General features: G+C 56.4%; 12 protein-coding genes. 10 read left to right on the top strand and 2 right to left on the bottom strand.

Annotated elements, in window-relative coordinates; translation table 11 throughout:
• The 3 genes from ftsE (at position 1) to rpoH (ending at position 2,827) form a co-directional block, all read left to right on the top strand.
• On the top strand, positions 1 to 669 hold the full coding sequence (gene ftsE, locus WFK85_RS08865; RefSeq protein WP_008458576.1) for a cell division ATP-binding protein FtsE: 669 nt from the start codon (positions 1 to 3) through the stop codon (positions 667 to 669).
• Positions 662 to 1,717, top strand: coding sequence for a permease-like cell division protein FtsX (ftsX, locus tag WFK85_RS08860; protein ID WP_008458575.1), 1,056 nt, complete (start codon positions 662 to 664; stop codon positions 1,715 to 1,717). Before ftsE ends, ftsX begins: the two co-directional genes overlap by 8 nt.
• 255 nt (positions 1,718 to 1,972) lie before the next feature.
• Positions 1,973 to 2,827, top strand: a complete 855-nt coding sequence (gene rpoH / locus WFK85_RS08855; RefSeq protein ID WP_008458573.1) for an RNA polymerase sigma factor RpoH — start codon at positions 1,973 to 1,975, stop codon at positions 2,825 to 2,827.
• Between the two features lie 35 nt (positions 2,828 to 2,862).
• Here rpoH and pdxR read toward each other — a convergent pair whose 3' ends face one another.
• The gene (gene pdxR / locus WFK85_RS08850; RefSeq protein ID WP_336706512.1) at positions 2,863 to 4,353 is read right to left on the bottom strand and encodes a MocR-like pyridoxine biosynthesis transcription factor PdxR; all 1,491 of its coding nucleotides are present in this window, start codon (positions 4,351 to 4,353) and stop codon (positions 2,863 to 2,865) included.
• Positions 4,354 to 4,471: 118 nt separating this feature from the next.
• Between pdxR and WFK85_RS08845 the strand changes: the two genes are divergently transcribed.
• The 3 genes from WFK85_RS08845 to WFK85_RS08835 all read left to right on the top strand — a co-directional run bounded on the left by WFK85_RS08845 (position 4,472) and on the right by WFK85_RS08835 (position 8,483).
• Positions 4,472 to 5,737, top strand: coding sequence for a 4-aminobutyrate--2-oxoglutarate transaminase (locus tag WFK85_RS08845; RefSeq protein ID WP_336706510.1), 1,266 nt, complete (start codon positions 4,472 to 4,474; stop codon positions 5,735 to 5,737).
• Positions 5,738 to 5,877: 140 nt separating this feature from the next.
• Positions 5,878 to 7,122, top strand: coding sequence for an amino acid permease (locus WFK85_RS08840; protein ID WP_336706508.1), 1,245 nt, complete (start codon positions 5,878 to 5,880; stop codon positions 7,120 to 7,122).
• A 257-nt stretch (positions 7,123 to 7,379) separates the two neighbouring features.
• On the top strand, positions 7,380 to 8,483 hold the full coding sequence (locus tag WFK85_RS08835) for a branched-chain amino acid ABC transporter substrate-binding protein (protein WP_166878525.1): 1,104 nt from the start codon (positions 7,380 to 7,382) through the stop codon (positions 8,481 to 8,483).
• Between the two features lie 77 nt (positions 8,484 to 8,560).
• Here WFK85_RS08835 and panM read toward each other — a convergent pair whose 3' ends face one another.
• On the bottom strand, positions 8,561 to 8,941 hold the full coding sequence (panM, locus tag WFK85_RS08830; RefSeq protein ID WP_336706504.1) for an aspartate 1-decarboxylase autocleavage activator PanM: 381 nt from the start codon (positions 8,939 to 8,941) through the stop codon (positions 8,561 to 8,563).
• A gap of 398 nt (positions 8,942 to 9,339) precedes the next feature.
• Between panM and livK the strand changes: the two genes are divergently transcribed.
• The 4 genes from livK (at position 9,340) to livG (ending at position 13,476) form a co-directional block, all read left to right on the top strand.
• Positions 9,340 to 10,449, top strand: a complete 1,110-nt coding sequence (gene livK, locus WFK85_RS08825; RefSeq protein WP_336706502.1) for a high-affinity branched-chain amino acid ABC transporter substrate-binding protein LivK — start codon at positions 9,340 to 9,342, stop codon at positions 10,447 to 10,449.
• Between the two features lie 62 nt (positions 10,450 to 10,511).
• Entirely contained in the window at positions 10,512 to 11,438 is a 927-nt protein-coding gene (livH, locus tag WFK85_RS08820; protein WP_008457946.1) for a high-affinity branched-chain amino acid ABC transporter permease LivH, read from the top strand.
• Complete coding sequence (locus WFK85_RS08815) at positions 11,435 to 12,712, top strand: high-affinity branched-chain amino acid ABC transporter permease LivM (RefSeq protein WP_008457943.1); 1,278 nt, start codon at positions 11,435 to 11,437, stop codon at positions 12,710 to 12,712. Before livH ends, WFK85_RS08815 begins: the two co-directional genes overlap by 4 nt.
• A complete protein-coding gene (gene livG / locus WFK85_RS08810) occupies positions 12,709 to 13,476 on the top strand; it encodes a high-affinity branched-chain amino acid ABC transporter ATP-binding protein LivG (protein ID WP_008457941.1) in 768 nt (255 codons plus the stop codon). Before WFK85_RS08815 ends, livG begins: the two co-directional genes overlap by 4 nt.

The raw sequence follows: 13,476 nt of genomic DNA, 5'->3' as shown, positions 1-13,476 counted from the left end.
ATGATTCGCTTTGAACACGTCAGTAAAGCCTATCTCGGTGGGAGACAAGCGTTGCAGGGAGTGACCTTCCATATGCAACCGGGCGAGATGGCCTTTCTGACCGGCCATTCTGGCGCAGGGAAGAGTACTCTGCTCAAGCTTATCTGCGGTATCGAACGGCCCAGCGATGGGAAGATTTTTTTCAGCGGCCATGACATTAGCCGCCTGAAGAGCCGTGAAGTGCCGTTCCTGCGTCGTCAGATTGGGATGATCTTCCAGGATCACCACCTGCTGATGGACAGAACCGTGTACGACAACGTGGCCATCCCGCTGATCATCGCGGGCGCCAGCGGCGAAGATATTCGCCGCCGCGTGTCTGCGGCATTAGATAAGGTCGGCCTGCTGGACAAAGCGAAGAACTTTCCTATCCAGCTTTCCGGCGGTGAACAGCAGCGCGTGGGCATCGCTCGCGCCGTGGTAAACAAGCCGGCTGTGCTGCTGGCGGATGAACCGACCGGGAACCTTGATGATGCGCTGTCGGAAGGTATTCTGCGCCTGTTCGAAGAGTTTAACCGCGTGGGCGTAACGGTGCTGATGGCCACTCACGATATAGGGCTTATCTCACGTCGCAATTACCGTATGTTGACCCTCAGCGACGGCCATTTGCATGGAGGCCTGGCAGGTGAATAAACACAGTGCGCTCAACCATATCAAGCGCTTCAGCAACAAGCTGGATAAAATCAACCAACTGAATAAGTTAGGCGACCTTGGCCGTTCGGTGAAAAAACGTGGCAAAGGGCCGCAGTCTAAAAGTAAATCCCTGAAAGGCGGCGTGAATGAGCAGTTCCGCTACGCCTGGGAAGGGGCGCTTCAGGATCTGAAGAGCAAGCCGCTGGCGACCTTCCTGACGGTCATGGTGATTGCCATCTCCCTGACGCTGCCGAGCGTTTGCTATATGGTTTACAAGAACGTAAACCAGGCGGCGACCCAATATTATCCGTCCCCGCAAATCACCGTTTACCTCGATAAGGCGCTGGACGATAACGCCGCGCAGCAGGTGGTGGGCGCGATTCAGGCGGAGGAGGGCGTGGATAAAGTTAACTACCTCTCCCGCGAAGAAGCGCTGGGCGAGTTCCGTAACTGGTCGGGCTTTGGCGGCGCGCTGGATATGCTGGAAGAGAACCCGCTGCCCGCCGTGGCCGTGGTGAACCCTAAACTGGATTTCCAGAGCACGGATCACCTGAATACGCTGCGTGATCGCGTGGCGAAGATTCATGGCGTCGATGAAGTGCGCATGGATGACAGCTGGTTTGCCCGTCTGGCGGCGCTGACAGGGCTGGTCGGGCGAGTGGCGGCGATGATCGGCATCCTGATGGTTGCAGCGGTGTTCCTCGTCATCGGTAACTCGGTGCGTTTGAGCATCTTTGCCCGCCGCGATACCATCAACGTGCAGAAGCTTATCGGGGCAACCGACGGCTTTATTTTGCGTCCATTCCTGTATGGCGGTGCGCTGCTGGGCTTTAGCGGTGCGTTTCTGTCGCTGATCCTGTCTGAGATTCTGGTGATGCGCCTCTCTTCGGCGGTGACGGAAGTGGCGCAGGTGTTCGGGACTAAGTTCGATATCAGCGGGTTGGGCTTTGACGAATGCCTGCTGCTGTTGCTGGTCTCGTCGATGATCGGCTGGCTGGCAGCCTGGCTTGCCACTGTTCAACATTTACGCCGTTTTACGCCGGAGTAAAAAGTTTTTGATATACTCATTCCCTGCTACGATAACGTCGTCCGCAGGGAGTGCGTTTTACACCGTAGTGACCCCTGCGATGCTGCAATAACCGTCACACTTTGTGTGTAATCTATTCACAGCTTTACATTGAACTTGTGGATAACATCACTGTCTGAGAGTACAGTGAAGGGTACGGTCTGGGCCTGACGTGTCGTCGGTGCGCCTCAGCCACTTGAATGGCAAGCCGTACTTAGTCTCTAAGAGAGGGTTTGAATGACCAAAGAAATGCAAAATTTAGCTTTAGCCCCTGTTGGTAACCTGGAGTCGTATATCCGGGCTGCAAACGCCTGGCCGATGTTAACGGCTGAGGAAGAGAAGGAGCTGGCTGAAAAGCTGCATTACCAGGGCGATCTGGAAGCAGCGAAAAAGCTGATCCTGTCTCACCTGCGCTTTGTTGTTCATGTTGCGCGTAACTATTCCGGCTACGGCCTGCCGCAGGCAGACCTTATCCAGGAAGGCAACATCGGCCTGATGAAAGCAGTACGCCGTTTTAACCCAGAAGTGGGTGTTCGCCTGGTCTCCTTTGCGGTGCACTGGATCAAGGCTGAAATTCATGAATACGTGCTGCGTAACTGGCGTATTGTGAAAGTCGCGACCACCAAAGCACAGCGTAAGCTGTTCTTTAACCTGCGTAAAACCAAGCAGCGCTTGGGCTGGTTTAATCAGGACGAAGTCGAAATGGTGGCCAACGAGCTTGGCGTGTCCAGCAAAGACGTGCTTGAGATGGAGTCACGCATGGCGGCGCAGGATATGACTTTCGACATGTCGAATGACGACGACGCTGACGGTCAGCCGATGGCGCCGGTGCTCTTCCTGCAGGATAAGTCTTCCAACTTTGCCGACGGCATTGAAGACGACAACTGGGAATCTCACGCCGCAGACAAACTGAGCGATGCGATGCAGGGCCTGGATGAACGCAGTCAGCAGATCATTCGCGCGCGCTGGTTAGATGAAGACAACAAAAGCACGCTGCAGGAACTTGCAGACCGCTATGGCGTTTCCGCCGAGCGCGTTCGTCAGCTTGAAAAGAACGCGATGAAAAAATTGCGCGCCGCTATCGAAGCTTAACGCCGATACACACGTCGCACTAAGAGCGCCCCACTTTATGTTGGGGCGTTTTGCTTTTTATGCTCCGGCATACATGCCAGCAGCACGGTAAACGCCGCTTCCATTTCGCTCTCCGGCAGGCTGGCGAACCCCATCAGTAATCCCTTCTTGCGCCGTTCGGTCAGGTAGTAACGCGATAAGGGCCGCACAAGAATATTGCGGGCGTTCGCGCGCTCAGCAATCGCCACATCATCGGCTTCATCAGGCAGATTCAAAATCAAATGCAGCCCGGCGTTATCGCTAAAATCTGACAGCGCCTGTGGCCCGCAGTGGCGGGAGATCAGGTCGGTCAGGAAGGCGCGACGGCGGCCGTAGAGCAGGCGCATCCGGCGAATATGGGCCGAATAATGCCCGGCGGTAATAAACTCTGCCAGCGCCTGCTGAATAAGCGAATGCCCGCCGCGATACAGTTCCGCATGGGCGGTTTTCAGGTCATTGACCAGCGGGCGAGGCAGCACGACGTAGCCGAGCCTTAAGCCCGGATAAAGCGTTTTACTGAAGGTGCCGATGTAAACCACCGGCGCGTCGGTAACCAGCCCCTGCAGCGCCGGAATAGGCTGGCCAGAAAAGCGAAATTCGCTGTCGTAGTCATCTTCAATAATCCAGCTGCCGTGCTGGCGGGCGAGTGCCAACAGGCGCTGGCGGCGCTCCAGGCTCATCACCGCCCCCAGCGGGTACTGATGAGATGGCGTGACGAAGATTAAGCGCGGTGCTTCGGTCACTTTCTCCGGCGGGCAAAGGCCGTTCTCATCGACGGTGAGCGGCGTGACCCGCACATCATTCATCGTCAGTACGTGGCGAATGCCCCAGTAAGAAGGTTCTTCGATCCACGCCAGGTCGTCTCTGTCGCACAGCATCCGGGTGACCAGATCGATAGCCTGGTGGATCCCTTCGGTGATCAGGATTTGGTCGACCTGGCAGTTTACTCCTCGGGAAACACGCAGGTAATCGACCAGCGCATGCTGCAGTTCAGGTGTGCCGCCGTTGCAGCTATAGCTCAGGCGCTCCGGTTTAGGACGGCGGCTGATGCGCGCCTGGATCTTGCTGAATAGCGGATGAGGGAAGGCGTTGACGTCTGGTACACCGGGAATAAAAGCTCCCCACTGGCGCGGGCTGGCGCTCACCTGAGAAAGAAGATGCTGTCCGCGGCGGGAAATAGATACCTCAGGAGCCGGAGCTGTGCCACCTTCGGCCGGGCTTCCCGTGGAGGTGAAGCGATCCGGCAGCGTTTTTTCAACAAAAGTGCCGCTGCCCTGGCGGGATGAAACGTACCCCTCGGTCATAAGCTGCTCATAAACTGTTAACACAGTGTTACGGGAAATGCTGAGTTCGCTGGCTAAGTCGCGGGAGGCGGGCAGGCGGCTGTGGGGCGGCAATGAGCCATCCAGAATGGAACGGCGCAGCGCGTTATAAAGACGTTTATGCAGCAGGATATCGGTCTCTGCCTGTAGCCTGACAAGAATCAAATCACCCACTAAGTCTCGCAATTGGATCCCTCAGATAAACTGAATTGGCACTCGATTATAGGGCCAATACCTGTGTAAATAAACGACATTGTTTCTGATTTGTTGCGATAAAGTGACTGACTTAACAGGAGAGACCAAGGTGAAAAGTGCAGAGCTGAATCAGCGTCGTTTACAGGCCACGCCGCGCGGTGTGGGCGTGATGTGTAGCTACTTTGCAGAGAAGGCAGAGAACGCCACTCTGTGGGATGTGGAAGGCAACGAGGTTATCGATTTTGCCGCCGGGATCGCCGTGCTGAACACCGGCCATCGTCACCCGAAAGTGATTGCCGCTGTAGAAAAACAATTGCAGGCCTTTACCCACACGGCTTACCAGATTGTCCCTTATGAAAGCTACGTTTCGCTGGCCGAGCGTATTAACGAACTGGCGCCGATTGACGGCCCGGCGAAAACCGCGTTCTTCACCACCGGTGCAGAAGCGGTTGAGAATGCGGTGAAAATCGCCCGCGCTTATACCAAACGCCCCGGCCTGATCACCTTCGGCGGCGGCTTCCATGGCCGTACCTTTATGACCATGGCGCTGACCGGCAAAGTGGCACCGTACAAAATCGGTTTTGGCCCGTTCCCTGGCTCCGTCTACCACGCGGTTTACCCGAACGCCGCTCACGGCGTGACGACTGACGATGCGCTGAAAAGCCTGGATCGCATTTTTAAGGCCGATATCGCCGCGGACCAGGTGGCGGCCATCATACTCGAGCCAGTTCAGGGAGAAGGCGGCTTTAACGTGGCACCTCCTGAATTTATGCAGGCGCTGCGCCAGCTGTGCGACACCCACGGCATTCTGCTGATTGCCGATGAAGTGCAGACCGGCTTCGCGCGTACCGGCAAGCTGTTTGCGATGGACTATTACGACGTCAAAGCCGATCTGATGACGATGGCGAAAAGCCTGGCCGGTGGCTTCCCGCTGTCCGGCGTTGTGGGCCGTGCCGAAGTGATGGATGCCCCTGCGCCTGGCGGCCTGGGTGGCACTTATGCGGGCAACCCGCTGGCGGTTGCGGCGGCGCATGCAGTGCTGGATGTGATCAAGGAAGAGCAGCTGTGCAAGCGTGCCACCCAGCTTGGTGAACACCTGAAAGAAGTGCTGAGTCAGGCGCGCCAAAGCTGCCCGGCAATTGTCGACGTGCGCGGGCAGGGCTCGATGGTCGCAGTGGAGTTTAACGATCCGCAGACAGGGAAACCTTCGCCAGAATTTACCCGCGAAGTTCAGCTGAAAGCTCAGGCACAAGGGCTGCTGCTGCTGAGCTGCGGCGTCTACGGCAACGTTATCCGCTTCCTTTATCCGCTGACCATTCCTGATGCTCAGTTCACCAAAGCGCTGGCCATTCTGTCCAGAGTGCTTAAGGGCTAATCCCCGTAGTTTGCGGCGGCAGGGAAGCCCGCCATACACAAGACGGCCGCAGCATTTTTTCCCCAGCGTGAAGTGGTTTATCACCCTGATATCCCCTGTTTTCCGGCGGGCGTTACCGCCGGAGTAATACGGAAAATATTATGTCTGAAAACTCCACCTTCTCTCCCGCCGTTGCGCGCGGGGAGCGGACTGCTGTCCCCGGTAAATCCCTGAGTTTCGTTGAAGGCGTGTCGATGATTGTCGGCACTAACATTGGTGCGGGCGTGCTTTCTATCGCCTATGCCTCGAGTAAAGCAGGATTCTGGCCGCTGCTGTTCTGGCTGGTGCTGGTGGGCAGCCTGACCACCGTGACGATGCTTTACGTCGCTGAATCCACTTTGCGTACCCGCCAGCATTTGCAGCTTAGCGGGCTGTCGCTGCGCTACGTCGGGCGCTTTGGCGCGCTGATGATGTTCCTTTCCGTCTGCGTAAACAGCGTCGGGGCGTTGACCGCCTATATGACCGGCAGCGGCAAACTGCTGCACTCTTTGTTTGGTATCTCCCCGGCCCTGGGTAGCGTACTGTTTTTCGTCCCGGCGGCGGGCGTGCTCTACATGGGCCTGAAAGCCATCGGGCGCGGGGAAAAGTTTATTAGCGTCGGCATGGTGGTGATGATCGCGGTGCTGGTGATTGCGACTTTGCTGAAAGAGACGACCAGCGTCGGCTACCTGCTTGAAGGCAACTGGCTTTATATGGTGCCGGTGTTCAACGTGGTGGTGTTCTGCTTCTCGGCGCAGTACATCGTGCCGGAGATGGCGCGTGGTTTTGCCGACAAGCCCGAAAAGCTCCCGAAAGCCATCCTCGTTGGCATGGTGGTGACCTTCGCGCTGCTGGCCCTGGTGCCGATGTCGGTGATCATGCTTAACGGGCTGGACGATATCTCTGAGGTGGCGACGATTTCCTGGGGGAAAGCGCTGGGAGAGTGGGCATTCTTCTCGGCGAACCTGTTTGCACTGTGCGCCATGCTGACGTCGTACTGGGGGCTGGGCGGGAGTTTCCTGACCAATATCTTTGACCGCTTCCGCCTGGGCAGCGATGAGCCTTCTCTGAAGCGTTTTCTGGTACTGCTGGTGGTGGCTGTCCCGCCGTTTGTGCTGGCCTACAGCGGGCTGGTGTCGTTCGTGAATGCGCTCTATTTTGCGGGCGTGTTCAGCGGCGTGATTTTGTCGATTATGCCGATCCTGATGATTAAAGGCGCCCGCCGCAGCGGCGATGTCACGCCCGGCTGGACCTGCCCGGCATTTATGACCCACCCGCTGATTCAGATTTTCATCGTGTTGCTTTACCTCTGCAGTGCCGTTTATGCGGTTGCTTCCGCTCTGGGATATTTGCCGGCAGGTTGGTGATTCCGAGGCCTGCTCCCCCGCGCCCGGAGGCTTTCCGGCGCGGTTATTTTTTTGTCACATTCCCGTTATCTAACCTTCAAATATGTCTTTCCAAATTATCGCAAATGGCGCTATGTTTAGCATAGTGTGCTGCCGTAGCGCCGGCTGTCGCCCTTAAGTTAGCTATCATATGCTTTTCTTATACCTACAAACAGAATAATGCGCTAGCAAACAACAACACAACAAATTCAATAACCATAACAATGGGGACTCTCAGGATGAAAATGACGGGTAAAGCCTTACTGGCAGGATGCATTGCACTGGCAATGAGCCACGCGGCGATGGCAAAAGATATTAAGGTCGCGGTAGTAGGGGCAATGTCTGGGCCGGTCGCGCAATACGGCGATCAGGAATTTACCGGTGCCGAGCAGGCGGTAGCGGATATTAACGCCAAAGGCGGGATCAAAGGCGACAAACTGGTTATCACCAAATATGACGATGCCTGTGACCCGAAACAAGCGGTCGCGGTAGCGAACAAAGTGGTGAACGACGGCATCAAGTACGTGATCGGTCACCTGTGCTCTTCTTCTACTCAGCCAGCGTCTGATATCTACGAAGACGAAGGCATTCTAATGATTACCCCGGCAGCTACGGCACCGGAGCTGACCGCGCGCGGCTATAAGCTGACTCTGCGTACTACCGGTCTGGACTCCGACCAGGGCCCAACCGCGGCGAAATACATTCTGGAACACGTGAAGCCTAAGCGCATTGCTGTTATCCACGATAAGCAGCAGTACGGCGAAGGTCTGGCGCGTTCCGTGCAGGACGGCCTGAAAAAAGGTGGCGCTAATGTGGTGTTCTTCGACGGGATCACCGCCGGTGAGAAAGATTTCTCCACGCTGGTTGCTCGCCTGAAGAAAGAAAATATCGACTTCGTTTACTACGGCGGTTACCACCCGGAAATGGGGCAGATCCTGCGCCAGTCCCGCGCCGCTGGCCTGAAAACGCAGTTCATGGGGCCGGAAGGCGTAGCGAACGTTTCCCTGTCTAACATTGCCGGGGATTCAGCAGAAGGCCTGCTGGTGACCAAGCCGAAGAACTACGATCAGGTTCCGGCTAACAAACCGATTGTGGACGCGATCAAAGCGAAGAAACAGGATCCAAGCGGCGCATTCGTCTGGACCACCTACGCAGCTCTGCAGTCGCTGGCAGCTGGCCTGAACCAGAGCGCAGATCCGGCGGCTATCTCTAAATACCTGAAAGGGGCGACCGTGGATACCGTGATGGGGCCGCTGTCGTGGGATGAGAAAGGCGACCTGAAAGGCTTTGAGTTCGGCGTGTTCACCTGGCATGCCAACGGCACAGCCACCGACGCAAAATAAAAGCAAACGGCAACCCAGGGTTGCCGTTTTAGTGTTTGCTCCCTCTCCCTCCGGGAGAGGGGCGGGGTAAGGGCAGCTTACCTCCCCCAACCGCCGCTCTGCTCGCAGAACCCGGAAGCCTGCATAAACGCCGTCATCACGGCATGATCCTCAACGCCAACATCCGCCAGCCACCAGCGTTTAATCGCCGGGTTATCCCGCATAACCTCTTCCAGCAAATACTGCCCCACGCCCCGGCGGCGGGTAATTTCACGAACGCGCAGAGAATCCAGCGCTCCGGCATCCCCTGTGAGCGTGACGCGCACCGCGCCGAGCAGTCGTTCGTTAAATTTTGCGGCGTAGATCCTTTCATTGTCGCTAAGGGTCAGTGAACCGCTGGAGTATTCCGGCCAGATCTTGCCGAGGTCAATTTTATCCTGAGCGCTAAACTCAAACAGACGAATGATAGTGAGTTTCATAAGTGACCTAACCAAAAAGCGGGAAAACCCCGAGTGTAACCAATTTATTTGCCTCAGACGCTTTATCTTTTTTATGCCGTTCAGCAGTTGATTACTTTTTAGCGAAAAGATAAGCCAGCCTTTAACGCGGCAGATTGAATCCTGACCAGGATAAAGCACTAAAATCCAGTGAATTGTTCGGCTCTTTGTACCGCTATTTTATGCTGATTTTGGTGCTTTTTTTTGTTTAACTATGGCGAAATACAGAATATTATCTCTACTTAATCGCCTGAAAAATAGAGAGTTTAGTCTGATAAATTGTAAAATTTACCGCTAACTCCTTAACGGCACTGATAAAAATGGTCATTGATTATAAAAGGTACTGAGTGCTTTTTAACCAAGTTATGGGGATGGAACGAATGAAGATGAACGCGAAGACATTACTGGCCGGGCTGGTGGCGTTGGCCGTGTCTCACGCGGCAACCGCGGGTGATATCAAAGTGGCTGTTGTCGGGGCAATGTCAGGCCCGGTCGCGCAGTGGGGCGACATGGAATTTAACGGTGCTCGCCAGGCTATCAAAGACATCAACGCCAAAGGCGGGATCAAAGGCGACAAGCTGGTTGGCGTTGAATATGACGATGCCTGCGATCCAAAACAGGCCGTGGCGGTTGCCAACAAAATCGTTAACGACGGCGTGAAGTACGTTATCGGCCACCTGTGCTCCTCTTCCACCCAGCCGGCTTCTGACATCTATGAAGATGAAGGCATCCTGATGATCACTCCGGGCGCGACCAACCCTGAGCTGACCCAGCGCGGCTACGGCATGATCATGCGTACCGCGGGCCTCGACTCTTCCCAGGGTCCAACGGCGTCCAAATATATTCTGGAGCACGTTAAGCCGCAGCGCATCGCGATCATCCACGATAAGCAGCAGTACGGCGAAGGTCTGGCGCGCTCCGTGCAGGATGGCCTGAAAAAAGGCGGCGCTAACATCGTGTTCTTCGACGGGATCACCGCCGGAGACAAAGACTTCTCCACCCTGGTGACGCGTCTGCAGAAAGAAAATATCGACTTCGTTTACTACGGCGGCTACTACCCGGAAATGGGGCAGATCCTGCGCCAGGCACGCGCCGTTGGCCTGAAAACTCAGTTTATGGGGCCGGAAGGCGTGGGTAACGCTTCTCTGTCCAATATCGCTGGCCCTGCGGGCGAAGGGATGCTGGTCACCATGCCTAAGCGCTATGACCAGGATCCGGCCAATAAAGCTATCGTTGATGAGCTGAAAGCGGCGAAGAAAGACCCGAGCGGCCCGTATGTGTGGATCACCTACGCGGCAGTTCAGTCTCTGGCCACCGCCATGGACCGCACCGGCAGCAAAGATCCTGCTGCGCTGGTGAAAGATTTAAAAGCACACGGTGCGAACACTGTGATTGGGCCGCTGAACTGGGATGATAAAGGCGATTTGAAAGGATTTGAATTCGGTGTCTTCCAGTGGCACGCCGATGGTTCGTCCTCCGTGGCGAAGTAAGGCGAAGGCTGCACAGTCATCCCACCCCCGGCCTATGCCGGGGGTTTTTAAAAGGTTAAGTTATGTCCGAGCAGTTTCTCTACTTCCTGCAGCAGATGTTTAACGGCGTCACGCTGGGCAGTACCTACGCGCTGATCGCCATCGGTTACACGATGGTGTACGGCATTATTGGCATGATCAACTTCGCCCACGGCGAAGTGTATATGATCGGCAGCTACGTCTCTTTCATGATCATCGCCGCGTTAATGATGCTCGGTATTGATGTGGGCTGGATGCTGGTGGGCGCAGGTTTTATTGGCGCCATTATCATCGCCAGCGCCTACGGCTGGAGCATTGAGCGCGTCGCCTACAAGCCGGTGCGTAACTCCAAGCGCCTGATCGCGCTGATTTCCGCCATCGGGATGTCTATCTTCCTGCAAAACTACGTCAGCCTGACGGAAGGTTCGCGCGACATCGCGCTGCCAAGCCTGTTTAACGGGCAGTGGATTGTGGGGGCGAGCGATAACTTCACTGCCACCATCACCACCATGCAGCTGGTTATCTGGGTTGTGACCTTCCTGGCTATGCTGGCGCTGACGCTGTTCATCCGTTATTCCCGCATGGGCCGCGCCTGCCGCGCCTGTGCTGAAGACCTGAAAATGGCCAGCCTGCTCGGGATTAATACCGACCGCGTTATCTCGCTCACCTTCGTCATCGGTGCCGCGATGGCGGCAGTGGCTGGCGTACTGTTGGGCCAGTTCTACGGCGTAATCAACCCGTACATCGGCTTTATGGCAGGGATGAAAGCCTTTACCGCGGCGGTACTTGGCGGCATCGGCAGTATTCCTGGCGCCATGATTGGCGGCCTGATCCTCGGCGTGGCCGAAGCGCTGACTTCAGCCTACCTGAGCACGGAATATAAAGACGTCGTCTCCTTCGCGCTGCTGATAGTGGTGCTGCTGGTGATGCCTACCGGGATCCTGGGTCGTCCGGAGGTTGAGAAAGTATGAAACCGATGCATATTGTTTTTTCGCTGCTCTCCGCAGCCATGTTTTTTGTTTTAGCATCGGTATTTATGGGCGTTCAGCTTAGCCTGGACGGCACCAAACTGGTGGTGAACAGCGCACCTTCCGTGCGCTGGGAATGGGTCTTCATCGGCACCGCTGCGGTGCTGGTGTTCCAACTGCTGCGCCCGCTGTTCCAGAAGGGCATGAAGAAAGTGTCCGGGCCGAAGTTTGTGCTGCCGGCGCTGGATGGTTCCACGGCTAAGCAGAAGCTGTTCCTGGTGGCGCTGTTGGTTGCCGCTGTGGCGTGGCCGTTCCTTGTTTCACGCGGCACCGTGGACATTGCTACATTAACCATGATTTACATCATCCTCGGCCTGGGGCTGAACGTGGTGGTGGGGCTGTCTGGCCTGTTGGTGCTGGGCTATGGCGGCTTCTACGCTATCGGCGCTTACACTTTTGCGTTGCTGAACCACTATTACGGCCTGGGCTTCTGGACCTGTCTGCCGCTGGCGGGGCTGGTGGCTGCTGCCGCAGGCTTCCTGCTCGGCTTCCCGGTACTGCGCCTGCGTGGGGACTACCTGGCGATCGTGACGCTGGGCTTCGGGGAAATCGTCCGTATCCTGCTGCTGAACAACACCGATATTACCGGCGGCCCGAACGGCATCAGCCAGATCCCAAAACCGACCTTCTTCGGCCTGGAGTTTAGCCGTACCGCCCGCGAAGGCGGCTGGGATACCTTCAGTAATTTCTTTAACGTGGCCTACGACCCGAGCGACAGGATTATTTTCCTGTACCTGGTAGCGTTGCTGCTGGTGGTGCTGTCGCTGTTCGTGATTAACCGCCTGCTGCGTATGCCGCTTGGCCGCGCCTGGGAAGCGCTGCGCGAAGATGAGATCGCCTGCCGTTCGCTGGGCCTGAACCCAACCCGTATCAAGCTGACTGCGTTCACCATCAGCGCCGCTTTTGCGGGCTTCGCCGGGACGTTGTTCGCCGCACGCCAGGGCTTTGTCAGCCCGGAATCCTTCACCTTCGCCGAGTCGGCGTTTGTGCTGGCGATTGTGGTGCTCGGCGGGATGGGCTCGCAGTTCGCGGTGATTCTGGCCGCTGTTCTGCTGGTGGTTTCCCGCGAGCTGATGCGTGACCTGAACGAGTACAGCATGCTGGTGCTCGGTGGCCTGATGGTGCTGATGATGATTTGGCGTCCACAAGGCTTGCTGCCGATGACGCGTCCGCATCTGAAGCTGAAGAAAGAGCAAGTGAAAGGAGAGCAGGCATGAGTCAGCCATTGTTATCCGTAAGCGGTCTGATGATGCGTTTCGGCGGCCTGCTGGCCGTCAACAATGTCTCGCTCGAGCTGCATCCACAGGAAATTGTTTCGCTTATCGGCCCGAACGGCGCCGGTAAAACCACGGTGTTTAACTGCCTGACCGGCTTTTACAAGCCGACCGGCGGCACCATTTTGCTGCGCGACCAACACCTGGAAGGCTTACCGGGCCAGCAGATTGCGCGCATGGGCGTGGTGCGTACCTTCCAGCACGTTCGCTTGTTCCGTGAAATGACGGTGATTGAGAACCTGCTGGTGGCGCAACATCAACAGCTGAAAACCGGTATTTTCTCGGGCTTGCTGAAAACCCCAGGCTTCCGTCGCGCTCAGAGCGAAGCGCTGGACAGAGCGGCCACCTGGCTCGAACGTATCGGGCTGCTGGAGCACGCTAACCGCCAGGCAAGCAACCTGGCCTATGGCGATCAGCGTCGCCTTGAAATCGCTCGCTGCATGGTGACCCAGCCGGAAATCCTGATGCTGGATGAACCTGCCGCCGGCCTTAACCCGAAAGAAACCCATGAGCTGGATGAGCTGATCATGGAGCTGCGCAATCATCACAACACCACGGTGTTGCTGATTGAGCATGACATGAAGCTGGTCATGGGCATTTCTGACCGTATCTACGTGGTGAACCAGGGAACGCCGTTAGCCAACGGCACGCCGGAGCAAATCCGCAACAACCCTGATGTCATTCGCGCCTATCTGGGTGAGGCTTAA

This window comes from Cedecea sp. VD22, assembly GCF_037150195.1.
Lineage (GTDB): Bacteria > Pseudomonadota > Gammaproteobacteria > Enterobacterales > Enterobacteriaceae > Cedecea.
Note: the sequence above shows the minus strand (reverse complement) of the source record. Positions and strands in the feature narration are given on the sequence as shown.